The 15,559-nt window shown below is 73.3% G+C and carries 20 protein-coding genes and 1 pseudogene; 12 read left to right on the top strand and 9 right to left on the bottom strand.

Going from position 1 to position 15,559, the window contains the following annotated elements:
• Positions 1 to 18 precede the first annotated feature (18 nt).
• From ACMATS_RS36240 to ACMATS_RS36215, 6 genes are all read left to right on the top strand, one after another.
• Positions 19 to 582, top strand: a complete 564-nt coding sequence (locus tag ACMATS_RS36240; protein ID WP_414170419.1) for a LysR family transcriptional regulator — start codon at positions 19 to 21, stop codon at positions 580 to 582.
• Between the two features lie 9 nt (positions 583 to 591).
• The gene (locus tag ACMATS_RS36235) at positions 592 to 933 is read left to right on the top strand and encodes a hypothetical protein (protein WP_414170418.1); all 342 of its coding nucleotides are present in this window, start codon (positions 592 to 594) and stop codon (positions 931 to 933) included.
• A 64-nt stretch (positions 934 to 997) separates the two neighbouring features.
• Entirely contained in the window at positions 998 to 1,912 is a 915-nt protein-coding gene (locus ACMATS_RS36230) for a hypothetical protein (protein ID WP_414170417.1), read from the top strand.
• Positions 1,807 to 2,103: a sensor histidine kinase gene (locus tag ACMATS_RS36225; RefSeq protein WP_414170416.1), complete on the top strand. Its 297-nt coding sequence runs from the start codon at positions 1,807 to 1,809 to the stop codon at positions 2,101 to 2,103. The genes ACMATS_RS36230 and ACMATS_RS36225 overlap by 106 nt, the downstream gene beginning before the upstream one ends.
• A gap of 387 nt (positions 2,104 to 2,490) precedes the next feature.
• Positions 2,491 to 2,859 carry an MFS transporter gene (locus ACMATS_RS36220; protein ID WP_414170415.1) on the top strand — a complete coding sequence of 123 codons (369 nt, stop codon included), beginning with the start codon at positions 2,491 to 2,493 and terminating at the stop codon, positions 2,857 to 2,859.
• Entirely contained in the window at positions 2,850 to 3,854 is a 1,005-nt protein-coding gene (locus ACMATS_RS36215) for an FUSC family protein (protein WP_414170414.1), read from the top strand. The genes ACMATS_RS36220 and ACMATS_RS36215 overlap by 10 nt, the downstream gene beginning before the upstream one ends.
• A gap of 504 nt (positions 3,855 to 4,358) precedes the next feature.
• On the opposite strand, the gene ACMATS_RS36210 is transcribed toward ACMATS_RS36215, so the two are convergent.
• Complete coding sequence (locus ACMATS_RS36210) at positions 4,359 to 5,054, bottom strand: PP2C family protein-serine/threonine phosphatase (RefSeq protein WP_414170413.1); 696 nt, start codon at positions 5,052 to 5,054, stop codon at positions 4,359 to 4,361.
• Positions 4,999 to 5,361 (bottom strand): hypothetical protein, encoded by a 363-nt coding sequence (locus ACMATS_RS36205; protein ID WP_414170412.1) that lies wholly within the window; start codon positions 5,359 to 5,361, stop codon positions 4,999 to 5,001. Before ACMATS_RS36205 ends, ACMATS_RS36210 begins: the two co-directional genes overlap by 56 nt.
• Before the next feature lie 201 nt (positions 5,362 to 5,562).
• Between ACMATS_RS36205 and ACMATS_RS36200 the strand changes: the two genes are divergently transcribed.
• Positions 5,563 to 5,754, top strand: a complete 192-nt coding sequence (locus ACMATS_RS36200) for a hypothetical protein (RefSeq protein WP_414170411.1) — start codon at positions 5,563 to 5,565, stop codon at positions 5,752 to 5,754.
• A 16-nt stretch (positions 5,755 to 5,770) separates the two neighbouring features.
• Here ACMATS_RS36200 and ACMATS_RS36195 read toward each other — a convergent pair whose 3' ends face one another.
• Together ACMATS_RS36195 and ACMATS_RS36190 are read right to left on the bottom strand one after the other, a co-directional pair.
• A complete protein-coding gene (locus tag ACMATS_RS36195; RefSeq protein ID WP_414170410.1) occupies positions 5,771 to 6,406 on the bottom strand; it encodes a hypothetical protein in 636 nt (211 codons plus the stop codon).
• Positions 6,403 to 7,872: an alkaline phosphatase family protein gene (locus tag ACMATS_RS36190; protein ID WP_414170409.1), complete on the bottom strand. Its 1,470-nt coding sequence runs from the start codon at positions 7,870 to 7,872 to the stop codon at positions 6,403 to 6,405. Before ACMATS_RS36190 ends, ACMATS_RS36195 begins: the two co-directional genes overlap by 4 nt.
• 252 nt (positions 7,873 to 8,124) lie before the next feature.
• Here ACMATS_RS36190 and ACMATS_RS36185 point away from each other — a divergent pair, with 252 nt between their 5' ends.
• Complete coding sequence (locus ACMATS_RS36185; RefSeq protein WP_414170408.1) at positions 8,125 to 8,889, top strand: hypothetical protein; 765 nt, start codon at positions 8,125 to 8,127, stop codon at positions 8,887 to 8,889.
• Positions 8,890 to 9,067: 178 nt separating this feature from the next.
• On the opposite strand, the gene ACMATS_RS36180 is transcribed toward ACMATS_RS36185, so the two are convergent.
• On the bottom strand, positions 9,068 to 10,165 hold the full coding sequence (locus tag ACMATS_RS36180; RefSeq protein WP_414170407.1) for an isochorismate synthase: 1,098 nt from the start codon (positions 10,163 to 10,165) through the stop codon (positions 9,068 to 9,070).
• Positions 10,166 to 10,245: 80 nt separating this feature from the next.
• Here ACMATS_RS36180 and ACMATS_RS36175 point away from each other — a divergent pair.
• Both ACMATS_RS36175 and ACMATS_RS36170 read left to right on the top strand, forming a co-directional pair.
• Positions 10,246 to 10,638, top strand: a pseudogene (locus tag ACMATS_RS36175) (FAD-dependent monooxygenase); the annotation flags it as partial.
• A 95-nt stretch (positions 10,639 to 10,733) separates the two neighbouring features.
• Complete coding sequence (locus ACMATS_RS36170; protein ID WP_414170406.1) at positions 10,734 to 11,312, top strand: rhodanese-like domain-containing protein; 579 nt, start codon at positions 10,734 to 10,736, stop codon at positions 11,310 to 11,312.
• Here ACMATS_RS36170 and ACMATS_RS36165 read toward each other — a convergent pair.
• Positions 11,281 to 11,748, bottom strand: coding sequence for an SRPBCC family protein (locus ACMATS_RS36165; protein WP_414170405.1), 468 nt, complete (start codon positions 11,746 to 11,748; stop codon positions 11,281 to 11,283). The two genes, ACMATS_RS36170 and ACMATS_RS36165, sit on opposite strands and share 32 nt — an antisense overlap.
• A gap of 116 nt (positions 11,749 to 11,864) precedes the next feature.
• Positions 11,865 to 12,536: a maltokinase N-terminal cap-like domain-containing protein gene (locus ACMATS_RS36160; protein WP_414170404.1), complete on the bottom strand. Its 672-nt coding sequence runs from the start codon at positions 12,534 to 12,536 to the stop codon at positions 11,865 to 11,867.
• Between the two features lie 182 nt (positions 12,537 to 12,718).
• On the opposite strand from ACMATS_RS36160, the gene ACMATS_RS36155 reads away from it, so the two are divergent.
• Positions 12,719 to 12,913 (top strand): hypothetical protein, encoded by a 195-nt coding sequence (locus ACMATS_RS36155; protein ID WP_414170403.1) that lies wholly within the window; start codon positions 12,719 to 12,721, stop codon positions 12,911 to 12,913.
• A 62-nt stretch (positions 12,914 to 12,975) separates the two neighbouring features.
• The gene (locus ACMATS_RS36150) at positions 12,976 to 13,536 is read left to right on the top strand and encodes a CGNR zinc finger domain-containing protein (RefSeq protein WP_414170402.1); all 561 of its coding nucleotides are present in this window, start codon (positions 12,976 to 12,978) and stop codon (positions 13,534 to 13,536) included.
• Between the two features lie 22 nt (positions 13,537 to 13,558).
• On the opposite strand, the gene ACMATS_RS36145 is transcribed toward ACMATS_RS36150, so the two are convergent.
• Both ACMATS_RS36145 and ACMATS_RS36140 read right to left on the bottom strand, forming a co-directional pair.
• Positions 13,559 to 14,188: a response regulator gene (locus ACMATS_RS36145; protein ID WP_391153447.1), complete on the bottom strand. Its 630-nt coding sequence runs from the start codon at positions 14,186 to 14,188 to the stop codon at positions 13,559 to 13,561.
• A complete protein-coding gene (locus tag ACMATS_RS36140; RefSeq protein WP_414170401.1) occupies positions 14,185 to 15,471 on the bottom strand; it encodes a sensor histidine kinase in 1,287 nt (428 codons plus the stop codon). The genes ACMATS_RS36145 and ACMATS_RS36140 overlap by 4 nt, the downstream gene beginning before the upstream one ends.
• Positions 15,472 to 15,559: the final 88 nt, after the last annotated feature.

Genomic DNA, 15,559 nt, shown 5'->3' with positions numbered 1-15,559 from the left:
CGGAGGAGGTGAACGGCGGTGCGCGAACCCGAGGGCGTCAACGGCGCCGGCAGCCTCTCGCTGCGCCGGCTCGCATACCTGGTCGTCACCGTCGGCGAGGGCCGTCCGACGCGTGCCGCACAACGCCTCCACGTGACCGAACCGACAGTGTCGCAGCAGCTCAAGGCCCTGGAAGGCGCCGTGGGCACCCCCCTGCTCGTACGCGGCCCCGACGGCGTCCGGCCGACGCCCGCAGGCGAGGCGCTCCTGCCGCACGCCCGGACGGCACTGCGCAGCGCCGGGCAGGGGCGTGCGGCGGCCCTGGCCGAGGCCGGCGGTCACGAGGAGACCGTGCGGGTGGCCACGCTGCCCCCGCTCCTCACCGGTCTGCTCCCCGCCCTGCGCGCCTGGGCACTCGCGCCCGGGCGCCCGCCTCGTCGTCGGCGTGCACGAGAGCCGGCGGCTGCTGCAAGAGTCCGTCACCTCGGGCGTCGCCGACCTGGCCGTCGGCCCCCGGCCGGCGCGGTGGGACGGGCCGGTATGGCCCTGGCGCATGGAAGAACTCGTCGTCGTGTGCGGCGAGGACGATCCCCTGCGCGGTGAGACGGGCCGGTGCGGGATCTGCTCGACCGCCGCCGGATCCACTACCCGGGTGACGGACGGGCACCGCTGTCGCTCCTCGGCGAGGCCGGCACGGGTGACCCGGTTCCCCGCCCGGCGGCGCTCTGCGTGCCCACCGCGGACGCCGCGGTCGCCCTCGCCGCGTCCGGTGCCGGTCTCACCGCCGTTCCGCTCGGCTCCCTGCCGGCCCGGCTGCGCTCGCAGACCGTGACCCTCGTCCCGCGGGCCACCACGGACATCGTCCTCTTCGCGGCCCCGGGCGCCCCGGCCGGAACGCTCGCGCACGCCGCCGCCCTCTGCCGCTGCGCGGCGCAGGAGGCCCCGGACGGGTAGCGTCACCCGGGTAATGCGCCGGTGCCGCATGGGTGGTGCCCTGCGTGCCGTTCCGGATGGTGCGATGACGACTCGGTGGCGAGAGCAGCAGATCGGCAACGTGGTGGAGTTGTCGACGCGCTACGTGGCGTGGCTGCGGCTGCCCTTGCTGGTCCCGATCCTGCTCTCGGCCCTGGAACCGTCGGAGCCCGTGACGGTCCCCTGGTTCTACGTCGCTCTTGCGGCGTACGCCGGCTGGTCGGTCGCGCGGCTGGTCGGTGTGCACCGGCATCCGCTGGCCGGGGTGCACGGCGCGGTCCGTGCGGCGGCCGTCGACGTGGTGGCCGTCGGCGTCCTCGCCACCCTGTCCGGCGGTCCCCAATCGGCAGTGCGCTACGCCTACTTCGTCCTGCCCATGGCCAGTGTGCTGTGGCAGTGGCCGGCAGTCACCGCCTGGCTCGGCGCGGCCTGCATGTACGCCTACGCCGTCATGGCCCTCCCCCACCTGTTCTCCGACGCCACCCCGTCCGTCTGGCCGGTCGTCGTCGACGAGGCGTACCTGCTGTGGGACGTCGGAGCCGCTGTGCTGATCGCCGCGCTGCTCAAGCGCCGGAGCATCCGGGTGTCCGAACTCCTGGACAACCGGGAGGTGTTGCTGCGGAATTCACTCGCCGCCGAGGAGCGGGAACGCGCGGACCTGGCGGACGCGCTGCACGACAATGCCGTGCAGAACCTGCTCGCCGCCCTGCAGGACGTGGAGGAGGAGGCGGAACGGGCCCCGTCGGACACCCTGACGCGTGCCGCGGCCGAAGTCCGCGGCACGGTCCGAGAATTGCGCGAGGCCATCTTCGACCTGCACCCGCAGGTCCTCACCTCGGTGGGGCCGTCCAGGCGTTGCTGTACTCGACGGCCAGGGAGCTCCTCGCCAATGTCGTCAAACACGCCGGCGCCGACCACGTGTGGGTGTCCCTGGTGCGGGACGGAGGCGACACCGTCCTGACCGTGCGTGATGACGGCCACGGATTCGACACGGGCATCGTCCGGCAGCGGATGGCGTCCGGCCACATCGGGCTGGCCGGCCACTACGTGCGGATCGAGAGCGCAGGCGGCCGGTTCACGGTGGACAGCGCTCCGGGGCGGTCCACGACGGTCGAGGTCCGGCTGCCCTGCGAGGACGCCGGCCCGCTGTAGGCCGTGTCCGGCGGACCTTCGCGCCCCGAAGGGGCGCGGGGAACTGCGCGAGCAACCACGACGCGCCCGCAGCCGAGGTCCCCCAGCTACCGCTGGGGGTGCCCCCAGGGGCTTCGCCCCGGACCCCAGGGGCAGTGCGCCGAGTGCAGGCCGTCCGTGGCTGGTCGCGCCCACGCGGCGGAGCCGCATATGTCAACAGCCCCGCGCCCCTTCGGGGCGTACCGAACCCACGAGCGAAGATCCGCCGGGCAGGCCCTGGGCCCCTCTCCCCCGGTCCGTCCACCGCTCGGGGGACGGAAGAGGGCCGGTGCGACTGCCTACGGTCGAGGACGGGACCCGGATCCGGGTCTCGTCCGCCGATTCCGCAGCCGGACGGGAGGTCCGCACGTGATCACGCTGGATTCCGCCCGGGGCAGGCTGGTGCTGACGGTCAGCTGCCTGGCGACGCTCATGGTGGGGATCGACAGCACCGCGGTCGGCGTCGCGCTGCCCGCCCTGGAGAGGGGCCTGCACGCCTCCGTGTGCGGCATGCAGTGGGTGATCGACGCCTACAACCTGTCCGTGGCCTCGCTGATGCTGCTCGCGGGCTCGCTGGGCGACCGCTTCGGGCGCCGCCGTACGTTCCTGGCCGGGTTCGGCGTCTTCGTCCTCGGCTCGGCGCTGTGCGGCCTCGCGGCCCGGCTCGCCCCGGCCGTGCCCGGCCCGTCCGCACGGCCCTGCGGGAGGACCGCGGGTACTGTCGCACCGTGGCCGTGACTCCGCGCGGGCGCCGCCTGCGGCGGGCTGTCGGCCGTTGGGCGAGCGCGTTCGCCGCGCTCCTGCGCCCCCAGGGGAAGCCCGCGTACGCCGACGGCATCGCTGCGGGCGTGGCGCTGGCCGGTCCCCTGGTGTTCGGCCTCCGCACCGGCCGGCCCGGCATCGGTGCCACGGCCGCACTGTGCGCCGTGCTCATGGCCATGCCCCTGCCTCCCGGGGCCGGGACCGCCGAGCGGGCACGGCACCTGGCCGCCCGCGGCCTCTGGACGACGGCGGCCGGAATCTACGTGGCCCTGGCGGGCCGGTCCGTGGCGGCGCTGGCTCCCGGTGTGGCCGTGGCCGCTTTCGCCGGGGCGCTGCTGCCCCGGGTGGGGACGACGGCGGCACTGGCCGTCCTGCTCCTCGGCATCAGCGGCGACGGCGGAAGTCCCCTTCCCTGGCCGGGAGTCACGGAGGCGGCGGGCTGCGCGTGGACGGCCCTCCTGCTGCTGCCGCGCCCGGGGAAAGCGGTGGGGGACCGGCAACGCCCGAGCGCCGCTCCGCTCCGGCACGCGAGCCGCACCGGCCTCCTGACCGGTGCGGCCACGGCGGCCACCGGCTGGGAGGGCTCCCTGTGGGGCCAGGGCCACTGGCTGGTCACCTCACTCCTGCTCAGCCTTCGGCCCACCCGCGGGGAGACCCGCACGAAGGCCGTCAAACGACTGATCGGCAACGCGCTGGGCGGCGTGGTGGCGGCCTTGCTGCTGCTCGGCCACCCGGGCCCGGCGGCCGTCGCCGCCGTCGTCGGGGTGTCCGGCGCGGTGGCCTACACCTTCCGGCCGGCCAACTACGCCTACTGGTCGCTGGCTTCGCCCGTCCTGCTCCTCCTGCTCAGCGACTACGGCCGGCCTCTGCCCTGGTGGGCGGCCGCGGTCAGGGCGGCGATGGTCCTGGCCGGGGGCAGCCTCGCCGTACTGGCCAGCCGGTGGCTGTGGCCTGCGGAGGAGGGTGGGTAGGCCCGGACGCCACCTTGTCCGGCCACCGACACCCATCGAACATGTTGCCGACCCGCGAGTGTCTTGGTAGAACTCCAACTCGCCCTGACCGAGGCGCTATTGTGATCAGCGGCGCACCTGGTGCGCCTCCCTCCACGGACCTTCGTTTCCGGACCCCGCGCCTTCGGGGCCCGGCCCGAATCCAAGGAACAGCCGCCGACCGGGACTCTTGGCGGCCGGTCTGGAGGGAGGCGCCGATGGGGCGTCACCGGAGGAAGTCGTTTCTCGAGCGTTGCCTTGCGGCCATCCGCGAGCTCGGGAGGTGGTTGAGCGGCCGGTGACCCGCCGATCCCTATACCTGGTAGGGACCGACGGGTAGGCCGTCTTCGGTCGGGCCCTCGCCTCGGTGGTTCGCGCCACCGTGGTGGGGGCCTCTCTGCGCGGTCGGGGGCGCCCGGCCGGTCGAACATCAAGCTACCAGTCCCACCGGGCGCGCGGGGGGCACCCTTGCCGTACGAGGGCCCCTCAGCTCGACAAGGCCCCGCCCTCGTAGCGCAGGCACAGTGCGGCCGCGTCGTCGTCCGGGGCGTGACCGGCATAGGCCCGCACGTCGGCGTGCAGGCGCTGCAGAACGTCCGCGGGCTCGCCCGCACCGGCGTCCAGTGTCGTCAGACGCCGGGCCAGGGGGTAGAACTCCCCCTCGGCGTCACGCGCTTCGGTGATGCCGTCCGTGTAGAGCAGCAGGCTGTCTCCCTCCTGCACGAGGTGCCGCAGCAGCGGAGGACGGACATCCGCGGGCCGGAGCACGCCCAGCGGCGGGACCCTCTCGGGTGGTACGAGGGCCAGCGGGGCACGGCCGGGCCGCAGCAGGAGCGGTGCGGGATGTCCGCAGTTGACCACCTCGGCGCAGGAGGCCCCGGCCCGGACCGTCCCGGTGAGGCCGATCACGGCCAGCGTGACGAACTCCTCGGTCCCGGCGGGCAGATCGCGGTCGAGCGCGACCGCGATGCGGTGGACGACGCCGGTCAACTGCCGTTCGTCGTGGGCCGCCTCGCGGAAGGCCCCGAGCACGGCGGCCGCCGTGGCCACCGCCGGCAGTCCCTTGCCCCGTACGTCACCGATCAGCGCGCGCACCCCCCACCGGGTCATGCGCACGTCGTACAGATCACCGCCGATGCACGCGTGCGCGGCCGCCGCTGTGCAGTCGACGGCGATGCTCACGGGGGCCGAGGTGAGCGGGAACCGGGCGCAGCAGAACACGCTGGGCCAGATCGGCCGTTGTGCGGACCTGCGCCAGTTCGGCTTGCCTGCGCGCCCGGGAGGGCGCGATGGCCCAGCCGGTGAAGCTGGTCAGAGTGATGCCGATCAGGGTGGCCAAGTGGATGTCGGCCAGGACGTCGTGGTTGCGGCCGGCATTGATGAAGCTGGCGGCCAGGGTGACGGCGCCGGCCTCCAGCGGGTATCCGGGGCGGCGCCCCACGGCCGCGGCCAGGGCGGGCACCGCCGCCAGGGCGGGGGCGAGGATCATCCAGACCGGCAGCGCGTCATGTCAGCCTGGCCGGGCCCCGCGGATTCCGGCCTCGGCCACGGGTACGACGATGCGGTCCCGGCGGCGCTCCCCCGGTCGGCTGCCCCCGCGCCGATCGGAGGACGTCCACAGCGTTCCACGGGCGGTTACGCGCCACTCTCCCTGTTCCCGTTGTCGCCCGGTCGCGGAACGGATCCGCCGGTGCCCGCCGCCGGACCGTGCTGCGCCGACGGGGGAACCTCCACCTTCTCGGTCGAGGTGACGACGCGCGCATTGCGGGCGGCGCAGGACGCCTTCTCGTCCGCGGTCATGGGACGCGACTTGACGACCACGGCGCTCGTCCCGCCCGCCGGGAAGGACGAACCCGACCGGGGTGCCGCCCTCGCTTCGTGACCCACGGCTCGCGTCCTCAGTCCAGCTCGATGCTGAAGTCCCAGACGGCCACGGTCTTCCCGTCGTGGCGCCAGGTCAACTGGGCGGCGCCCGCTGCGAAGGTGCCGGTGAGCGCGAGGGTGGCCGGGTGGCCGGGGGTCGCGGTGGCGGTCGTCGCCCCGGACGGGGTCAGGGTGATGTCCTTGCCGTCCTCGTCGCGGGAGGTGAAGTCCCCGGCCTGCACGGTGAGCGGCGCCGTGGCCTGGTCGAGCGTGATGGTGAGGGCGCCGGTGACGTGCTCGGGAGGCTTGCCGCCAGGGGTGGGGTCGGGGAGGTCCTCCGTGGGTCCGGACGCGCGGACCACCGCGGTGGCTTCGGGGAGTTGGGCGCGGACCGGCGATCCCACGGCGACCAGCTGCAGGTGCTTTTCGTCTGCGGTGGGGGTCGCCCGGTCGGACGGGGGCGACGGGATCGGGACGGCGCCCAGGTCCTGAACGGTGCGGGAGCCGTCGTCGGCGGACCGGGAGGACGCGGCGTGACCGCCGCCGCAGCCGGCCGCGGCGGTGAGGACGGCCGCCGCCAGGGCGAGGCGGCAGGCCGTGCGGGTGAGGCGGCGGAGGCCGGGCAGGCCGAAGCCCGCCCGGCTCGGCGCCGTGCGGCGCGGGGTGTTCATCGCTTCTGAGAGCTCCCGGACGGGGACGGGTTCACGATCGGGTGCTCCGGTTCACCGGCCCGCGCGACGGCCGGGTAGACGATGCTGCCCGAGGGCGCGGGCGGCAGGGCGCGGCCGGAGGGGTTGTTGTAGACGTCGGCGCCGAAGGGCCACAGTCCGTCGGCGGCGGCGTAGCCGAGGTGTCCGTGCCCGTCGGTGCCACCGTGGCGGATGCCGAAGAGGTCCTCCATGCTGCGCAGCCAGCTGTAGTGGTTGTAGGGCTGGTCGCTGATCGAACCGGGCTTGACGAAGCGGGAGATGACCACGGAGCCCGTGATGCCGCCGCCGGGCGTGGTGTCCTGGCCGTACAGCTGGTGTCCCGGCTGGGCGGTGTTGGGCCCGGGCAGCTCGTTGCAGCAGGCCACGATCGACTGGGCGGTGTCGGTGGGCGTGTTGAGCTTCGGGTCGGCGTTGCCGGTGTAGTCACCGATGGAGTCGCCGTACATCTTGTAGGGCGGGACCGCCTCGTCGAAGATGATCTGGATCATGCCGTCGTGCTGGAAGGCCGGCGAGGACATGATCTGCGGGACGACCTTCTCCAGGAACTTGTCCGCGGCGTACAGGCCACCCTGGTGGTTCTTCGGGTCGCCGGAGAGGTTGTCGCCCTTGCACGTGGCGTCGTGGGCGTCGGAGCAGTTGTTGGGCGTGATCCAGTTGAAGCGCGGGGTGGTGGACTCCTTCTTCAGGTCCTGCGCCAGCCCGGTCAGGGCGGAGTGCCCGCCCTGCGCGGGCCTGCCGTCCAGCGGGACGACGCGGGCGCAGTCCTTCGGGTTGTCGATCACCGAGTGGAACCAGACGGCCGGGTTGTGCTTGGCCACGTACTGGTCCTTCGGCGTGGCCCCGCCGGGGCTGGGGACGCCGGATCCGGCCGGGTTCCCGGGAATGCCGCACTGGTAGGGCATTTCGCGCTTGTCGTCGTTGCCCATGTCCTGTGCGTAGACCTTCCACGGGACGTGGCGGTCGTCGAGCTGGTTGAACAGGGTCTTCACCCGCTTCGGGTAGACGCATCCGTGCGGGGCGAGGGTCTGTCCGTCGGCGGCCGGCGTACCCGGGGTGATGTCCTTGTACTGCGGGCAGTCGTCCATGTTGTCCGGGGCCGGGGACTGGCCGGAGACCGCGCTGATGTAGTTGTCGAGGCTGTAGTGGCCGGTGCCGTAGTACTGCCGCAGCAACTCCCCGTAGCCGGGCAAGGTCTTCCACAGGTAGCTGTTCTGGTTCAGGCCGGTGAACGTGGCCTCGTAGGACTTGTTCTCCAGGATGATCGTCCACACATGGCCCGGCCGCTTCGGGCCGTTCCCGTGCGAGCCGGTTGCGGACGCGGGCGACGCTGCGGGACCGGCGAACGCCAGCGCGGCGGCCGCGGCGGTTGCCGCAGCTGCTCTGAACGCCCCGGCTGCCGGCCAACGGCGGCGTGGGGAAGCTGACATGTGAGTGCTCCGAACTCTCCGATGGGCGGGGTGAACGTGACATGAACGCTACATGACAACTCTGCCCTGACCAGCGGCCCTGTATCCGTGTACGACCGCCCGATGGTCCCCGCCCACGATGCCGGATGTCCAGCCCGGCGCCGTCGAAGGGGAATTGCCGTGATGGCGGCTTGATCTGATAGGAATCCGGTCCGGTAAGGAAGGACCCGGATCCGAATGACTCTTCTGCTCGACCGCCTGCGGATTTTGTCCATGCGGCAGCGACTCTTGACCCGCCCTTGGTTCGCAGGACTGTCCGCTGCATGGCAGTGGCGCCTCACTTCTCTTCCGGTCGTCGTGGTCGGGGCGCTCTTCGCCGTCGTGGCGACGGTCGCGGTGCTCTGCGCGGGCACGACCGACCAAACGCTGGCAGCTTCCTCGCTGTTCGCCGTCTGGGGATTCAACTTCTCCGGCGCCGGGCTGGCGGAGCCGACCGACTTTCCCCTGCACCGCCTGCGAGGACGGCTGGTGCGGGCGGCCACGGCGCGGGTCTTCGCCCTGTGGTGCGGACTGGCCGGGCTGCTCCTGCTGACGTCGAGCAGCCATACCGCCCACACGTACCGGCCCTCCATGTTCGCCGCGAGTACGACGCTGATGGTGGCCGGAACAGCAGCCTCACTGAAGATCTTCGCCCGGGTGCGGAAACTGTCGACCGAACTCCACCGGCGTGCCCAGGACGTGATCCGCTCGCTGGAGGAGATCCGGGACGCCGCAGAGCCGGACGAAAGACGCAAGCTCCGGCCGGGCGCCCGCCGTTCCTGGGACGCTCTGCACGTCGTCCTGCGCAACCGGATAGAGACGGGATTCCATCTCCAGGGGACGTTCGTCCTGCCGGGCCCGGCGATAAGGAGCCTCGAAACGGCCGTCATGGCGGCGATCGATGCGCCGGAATTCGATGCCGTGAAACACCGCGTCGCGCTTTCCCGTCTCCGGGTGATCAGGGCGGCGTGCATCGGTCACATCGACACGCTGGTGTGAACAGGTGACCGCGTCCCGAAGGGGCGCGGGACGGTTACTCCCCCAGCTACCTCCCCCAGCTACCTCCCCCAGCTACCGCTGGGGGTGCCCCCAGGAGGTACCCCCAGCGGCTCCGCCGCGTGGGCGCGACCAGCCACAACGCACCCGCAGCCGACGCACTGCACTTCCCGCGGCCCGCTCAGCGCAGCGCCAACACCCCCAGCAGCGTGGAGAGTTTGACATCCGTCTCGGCGAGCTCCGCCTCCGGGTCCGATGCCGCGAGGATGCCCGCTCCGGCGTGCAGGAGAAGCCCTTGCGGCGAGAGTTCCCCGCAGCGCAGGGCGATGACCCACTGGCCGTCCCCGTGCCGGTCCATCCACCCCACCAGCCCGGTGTAGTAGCCCCGCGGCCCGGACTCCAGAGCCTCGATGAGGCGCCGGGCCCCTTCGCGGGGCGCCCCGCACACGGCCGGGGTGGGGTGCAGGAGGTCGGCGAGGGCGAGGGCGCTGGGGGCGGGGTGGCGGAGCCGGGCGCGGATCGTCGTGGACAGGTGCCACAGCTGACCGGTGGCCTTGAGCGAGGGCCGGGCCGGTATGTGCAGTTCCGTACACAGGGGATCGAGTTGCCGCCCGAGCTCCGTGACGACGATGCCGTGTTCGCACCGGTCCTTCGGTGAACCGAGCAGGGCACGCGCGGCTGCGGCGTCCTCGGCCGGATCGGCGTGGCGCCGGGCACTGCCGGCCAGGGGGTTGAGCAGCAGCCGGTTCCCGGTACGGGAGAGAAGGAGCTCGGGCGAGGCACCGATCAGCAGCCGGAGGTTTCCCACATCGACGCAGAAGACGTAGGCATCGGGCTGCTGCCGCAGGAGGCGGTCGAGCAGAGCGGGGGCGTCGTCCGGAGTCGGACCGGGAATCAGCAGGCTGCGCGCCAGGACGACCTTCTGCACGGTACGGGCCCGGCACGCGTCGATCGCCGCGCCGACGGCTTCGAGGTATCCGGGGTCGCCCCGGAGGTCCACGGCGGCGGGACCGGGTGCGTGACGACCGGCCGGAGGGCGCGGTCTGCACCTCGGGCGCGCCAACGCCAGGATCGCCGCCGTGCGTTCGTCGAACGGAAGGGCTCCGACGACCGCGCAGCCCGCGGGCGCGTGGCGGAGCGCCTCCTCCGCTGTGCGCGCGGCACGGGCGAACTGCCCGGGCCGGGGTTCGGCAGCAAGGGGCAGCGGCCGTCGCTGCTCGGCGTACAGGACGGCGCGCGGGGTGGCGAGCATCCAGGAGGCCGTGGGCATAGGGGGCATGGCCGCCAGTGGAGCACCGGCCCTGGTCCGCCGCCAGAGGAGGGGTCGCCTGTGCTCTCCCCCGCGGGCAGGATGCGGCCATGACTCTGCCGAGCATCACACCCTGCCCGCCGCCCGGCCCGCACCCCGAGGTGATCGTCGTCGGCGCGGGCCCGACCGGTCTGCTGCTCGCCTGCGAGCTGGCGCCGGCCGGCATACGCACCCGGGTCGTCGAGAAGCGCACCGCGCCGCACCGCGACTCCAGGGCACTGAACCTGCACCCGCGCAGCATGGAGCTGATGGACCAACGGGGGCTGGCCGGCCGCTTCCTGGCCGTCGGCCGGACGGTGCCCGGCCGGCAGTTCGCCGTCTCCCTCGGCACGCGTCCGGACTTCGCCGGACTGGACACCCGGCACCCGTACGCCCTGCTGCTGTCCCAGGCCCGCACCGAGGCCCTGCTGGAGGAACGGGCCGCAGAACTGGGCGTGCGACTCCGTGACTGCCAAGCCTGCTGGGCCGTTCGGCTCGGACGCAATGCCCTTGCCGGTACCCTGCACCCGGGCAGTCCAGGGAAGGAAAGGGGAAACCCGTGACCACCACCGCCGCCCTCACGCCGGAGCAGGCCCGCGCCCGCCTGCACGAGCTGACCGTCATCGACGTGCGCACCCCCGGCGAGTACGCCTCCGGCCATCTGCCGGGCGCCCACAACATCCCCCTCGACCAACTCGACCGGGCCGTGCACGTCTTGAGGCGCACCGCCCTGCGCGGCAGCCTCCTCGTCGTCTGCGCCGCCGGCGACCGTTCCGCCCGGGCCTGCAGTCGCCTCGCCGCGCACGGCGTCAGTGCCGCCACCCTCACCGGCGGTACGACTGCCTGGGCCGGGCGCGGTTACGACGTCGACCGCTCCGAGGGCGCCCGCGCCGTCTGGGCCATGGAGCGCCAAGTACGCCTGGCCGCCGGTTCCCTCGTCCTGTGCGGGCTGCTCGCCGGGCACCGCCTGCCGAAGGCCCGTCTCCTGTCCACGGCGATAGCGGGCGGCCTGGTCTTCTCGGCCCTCACCGACACCTGCGGCATGGCCCAGGTCCTCGCCCGGCTCCCCTGGAACCGGCCCCGGGCCGCCGGCCTCGACGCCGCCCTCACCGCCCTGGCCGGGCCGTCTTCCCCGTGAGTGCCGTGTCGGCGGCGTCGAGGATCCTGCCGAAGACGTGGCAGACGACGGGGCCGGCGAGCGCGCGCGTGACGGCCGCGCCCGCGCCGAACGGCAGACGGACCTCGGTGGTGGTCGTCCAGACGACGAGCGTGCCCTCGGCGACCTCGGTGAAGGTCATGCGGCCGAGCTCGTGCCGGGCGGGCGGGAAGCTGCGTTCGACGACGTAGTCGAAGGCGTACGGCGGGTTGTAGGCGGTGATCCGCTCGCGGAACCAGCCGATCAGCCACGTGTGCAGCCGGACGGCGCCCACCCCGTAGGGCGCACCCGCGCCCGGCCGGGCCAGGCGTGCCCTGAGGACGTACGGGGTGCGGGTGTAGTGGGTGCTGACGGCGCACCAGTCGAACACGTCGGCGATCGGTGCTGCAATGACACGTCGTACCGTCACGGTTTCCATGCCTCGTCCCTTCGCGTGTCCGCCGCCCCTGAGGCGGCCCGGCTCACAGGGGAGACGTCACGCGGCCCGGGACTGTGACACCGTCGCCGGTGACGTGCGTCACTCCGCGGGCACGCTCAGGACGTGCTCAGGACCGTGCTCAGGACGGCGAACAGGCCGCGGGCCCGGGTGGTGCCGTCGGGAAGCCGCCACCAGGACGTGACGTGCCCGGTGGCGCCCTGCGGGAGGGCCTCCGGGCCGGGGCGCAGGACGCGGTTCAGCCGGAGGGTCACGCCGTGGGCGGCGGAGGCGAGTCCGGTGGCGTCCTGGATCTCCTGGACTTCGGTGCCGGTGGCGAAGCCCGCCGGGACCGGGGTGTCGCCCGTGTACGCGAAGGCGACCTCGTGGTCGGGGGTGTTGCTGGCGCTCTGGGCCTGCGGCTGGGTGCGGCCCTCGATGAGGGCGAGCAACTCGGCGACGAGCACCGGGTCGTGACAGCCGTCGTAGGCCCAGCGCTTGCCCAGCACGCCGTGGTCCATCGTCCCGACGAGGGCGTCCTCGGCACCGTCCAGCGGGGCACCGCGGTAGGAGAGCGGCACCAGGTAGGTGACCGGTTCCGCGCCCGCGGTGTCGGTCACCGCCATGAACTCGATGCCGACCTCGCCCTTCGGGTCGTCCAGCCGGAAGCCGCCGGCCCTTTCCAACTGCGGCGCGCCGGCGCCGGGGCGGTACCACGGCCGGGTGGGCAGCCAGGAGGCGAGCAGTTCGTCCTTGGTGGGCGTGAGGGTGGTCCTGTGCACGACGGCCATGCCGGGAGGTCTCTTTCGTCGAGGGGGGTACTTCCGCTGACGCTTCATCATGCACAGCGGAACGGGGGTGCGGTCAAGCACCCCTGGCGTGCGAAGAGTTGGCGCGCGTCACCTGTTTGACTGGTGACGCATGCTGTGTCACAGTCGCCTGGCAGGCTGCCATTCCATGACGGAGGCCGACCATGCAGGACCGCAGCACCCAGGACAGCAACTCGGCGGCGCGCCATGCACGGTTCGGCGCCCTGCCCGAGCGGATCGCCTACGCGGACATGGTCGAGACGAAGGAGGCCTCGCCGCGGGACCCGGAACGGGACGCCTGCGCCCCCGGAGGGGCGAGGAATCTCCTCGCTTGTGCGGCATGGGACATGGTCCTCTGAAGCCCCCGTGGTGACGGCCGACGACCCTTGCGAGCACCACAGTCACCCGTCAAGATGGTGACGTGAACCTTGATCACGTCTTTATGTGCGGCAATCCGGCCCTGGACTTCGCGGCCACGCTCCGGGCACGCCGCACGGCGCGATACGAGATGTTCGCGGCACCGGACCGTCTGGACGCGTGGTACGTGGAGTCCGGCATCGTCGACTCCGTCTCGCCCGCCCGGCAGGCCGACGTGGGGCGGGCGACGACCGTACGGGAGGCCGTCTACCGGCTGATCACGGCCCGGCGTCTCGGCGCGGACTTCGACGACGAGGCGCTGGCCGTGGTCAACGACGCGGCCCGCAAGGCGCCCGCGGCACCGCAGTTGACCCGCTCCGGCCGCTGGACGGCGGCGACGCAGCGAGAAGCGCTGTCCACCGTCGCCCGGCACGCAGTGGAACTGCTGAGCGGCCCGGACGTCCCCCTGCTGAAGGAGTGCGGCAACCCCGAGTGCACCCGCGTCTACCTCGACCGCTCGCGCGGCAACCGACGGCAGTGGTGCGGCATGGAGTCCTGCGGCAACAGGATCAAGGCCGCCGCGTACCGCGCCCGCAGAAAGACCGGCGTCGCTCTCGCGGAGTGACCGCGGGTCACGACAGCAAACGTCACGGCAGCAGGCGTTGTTCCTTGGCCACCGCAACGGCCCCCGCCCTGGTGTCGACTCCGAGCTTGTCGTAGATCCGGCCCAGGTGGGTCTTCACGGTGGCCTGGCTGATGAACAGCGCGCGGGCGATGTCGCGGTTGCCGAGGCCCTGGGCGAGCTGGGCGAGGATGTCGAGTTCGCGGGCGGTCAGGGCGGGACGGGCCGCACCGCGCATGTGGCTCATGACGCGGCTGGCGACGGGCGGCGAGAGGGTGGTGCGCCCCTGGGCGGCGGAGTGGATCGCGGCGAAGAGCTCCTCGGGACGCTCGGCCTTCAGCAGGTAGCCGGTGGCGCCCGCGGCGATCGCACGCGTGATGTCGGCGTCGGTGTCGTAGGTGGTGAGGACCAGGACGTGCACACCGGTGGCCGCGATGCGCCGCGTGGCCTCGACCCCGTCGATCCCGGGGCCGAGTTGGAGGTCCATGAGCACCACGTCAGGCCGGAGCTTCGCGGCCGCGGCCACCGCCTCCTCGCCGCTGCCCGCCTCGCCCACCACCTCGATGTCGGGTTCGCTGCCGAGGAGGGCGAGCAGCCCGGCGCGGACGACGGCGTGGTCGTCGCAGAGCAGGATGCGGACGGGGGTCTGGGTCATGAGGGGGGTTCCAGGGGGATCGCGGCGGATACGACGGTGCCCTCGCCGGGCGCGGACTCGACGGTCAGGGTGCCGCCGAGCTGCCGGACGCGGGCCTGCATGGCGGGGAGCCCGTGCCCCCGCGGGCCGCGGGCGGGTGCGGTGGCGGCCGGGACGTCGAAGCCCCGGCCGTCGTCGGCGATGTCCAGGACCAGCTGGTCGCCGAGGAAGGTGAGGGTGAGCGTGGCCGTGCGGGCGCCGGCGTGCTCGCGGACGTTGGCAAGTGCGCCCTGGGCGATGCGCAGCAGCGCGGAGGCCGTCCGGCCGGGCAGGGGGAAGGCGGGGGCGCCCTCGACGATGCAGCGGACGGCGAGTCCGCCGGACTCCTGCGCGGCGCGGGCGGCCAGCGCGCGCAGGGCCTGCTCCAGGCTGCCGCCGTCGGCGAGGTCGGCGGGGGCGAGGTCGTGGACGAGGCGGCGCGCCTCGGCGAGGTTCCGGCCGGCGATCGAGGCGGCGGTGCGGACGTGCCGGTGGGCGGTGTCGGGCTCCGCCGTCCAGACCCGGTCGGCCGCCTGGAGCAGCATCTGCTGACTGGACAGGCCCTGGGCGAGGGTGTCGTGGATCTCCATGGACAGGCGCTGCCGCTCGGCGAGCGTGCCCTCTCGGCGCTCGGTGGCGGCCAGGTGGCGCCGGGTGCGGATGAGGTCGTCGATCAACTGCCGCTGCCGGTCGGCCTGGCTCTGCATGTGGACGAAGACGGCGGTGGCGATGGCGGCGACGGCGGGCGGGGCGAGGACCAGGTTCGGGTCGAAGCCGCCCGTCGACAGCTTCAGTTGGGCGGCGACCACGAAGGCGGTGAGCATGGCGACGAGGGCGAGCGCCGCACGCGAGGGCAGGGTGCGCAGGCCCGTGAAGAACAGCGGCACCGCACACCAGGCGAAGCTCGGCGCGAGCACCACCAGCACCATCCAGACGGCGACGACGGCTCCCAGCCAGGCGAGCCGGCGCGGTGTGGGCCGCGCGAGCGGTGCCGGGCCGAGCAGGTACAGCAGGGCCAGGACGGCGGAGAGCCCGATGATCCACGAGGTGTGGGGGTTGCCGGGGTGCCGGACGAGGAACCGTGCCAGCGAAGCGCCGAGCAGGAGGAAGAACGCGGCGTGCATGACGAGCGCGAGGAGGCGCTCCCCGGACCCCGCGGCCTCCTCGGGACCGTCACCGCCGGAGCCGTCGGGGCTGTCGGGGCTGTCGGACGCCGCCCGCACCGGATCCGCGGCCTCCTCCGCCGACGGCGTCGCCTGCCGCATCGCACTCTCCTCACCTGCGCATACGCACCCATCCTCGGTCGGTGCGGCCATCCTCGCATCAACCGATCGGTTGACAGGGGTGTCGGCC

Origin of the sequence: Streptoverticillium reticulum (genome assembly GCF_047456005.1) — a bacterium.
Taxonomy (GTDB): Bacteria; Actinomycetota; Actinomycetes; order Streptomycetales; family Streptomycetaceae; genus Streptomyces; species Streptomyces reticulum.
This window is presented reverse-complemented; position numbering and strand designations above follow the sequence as displayed.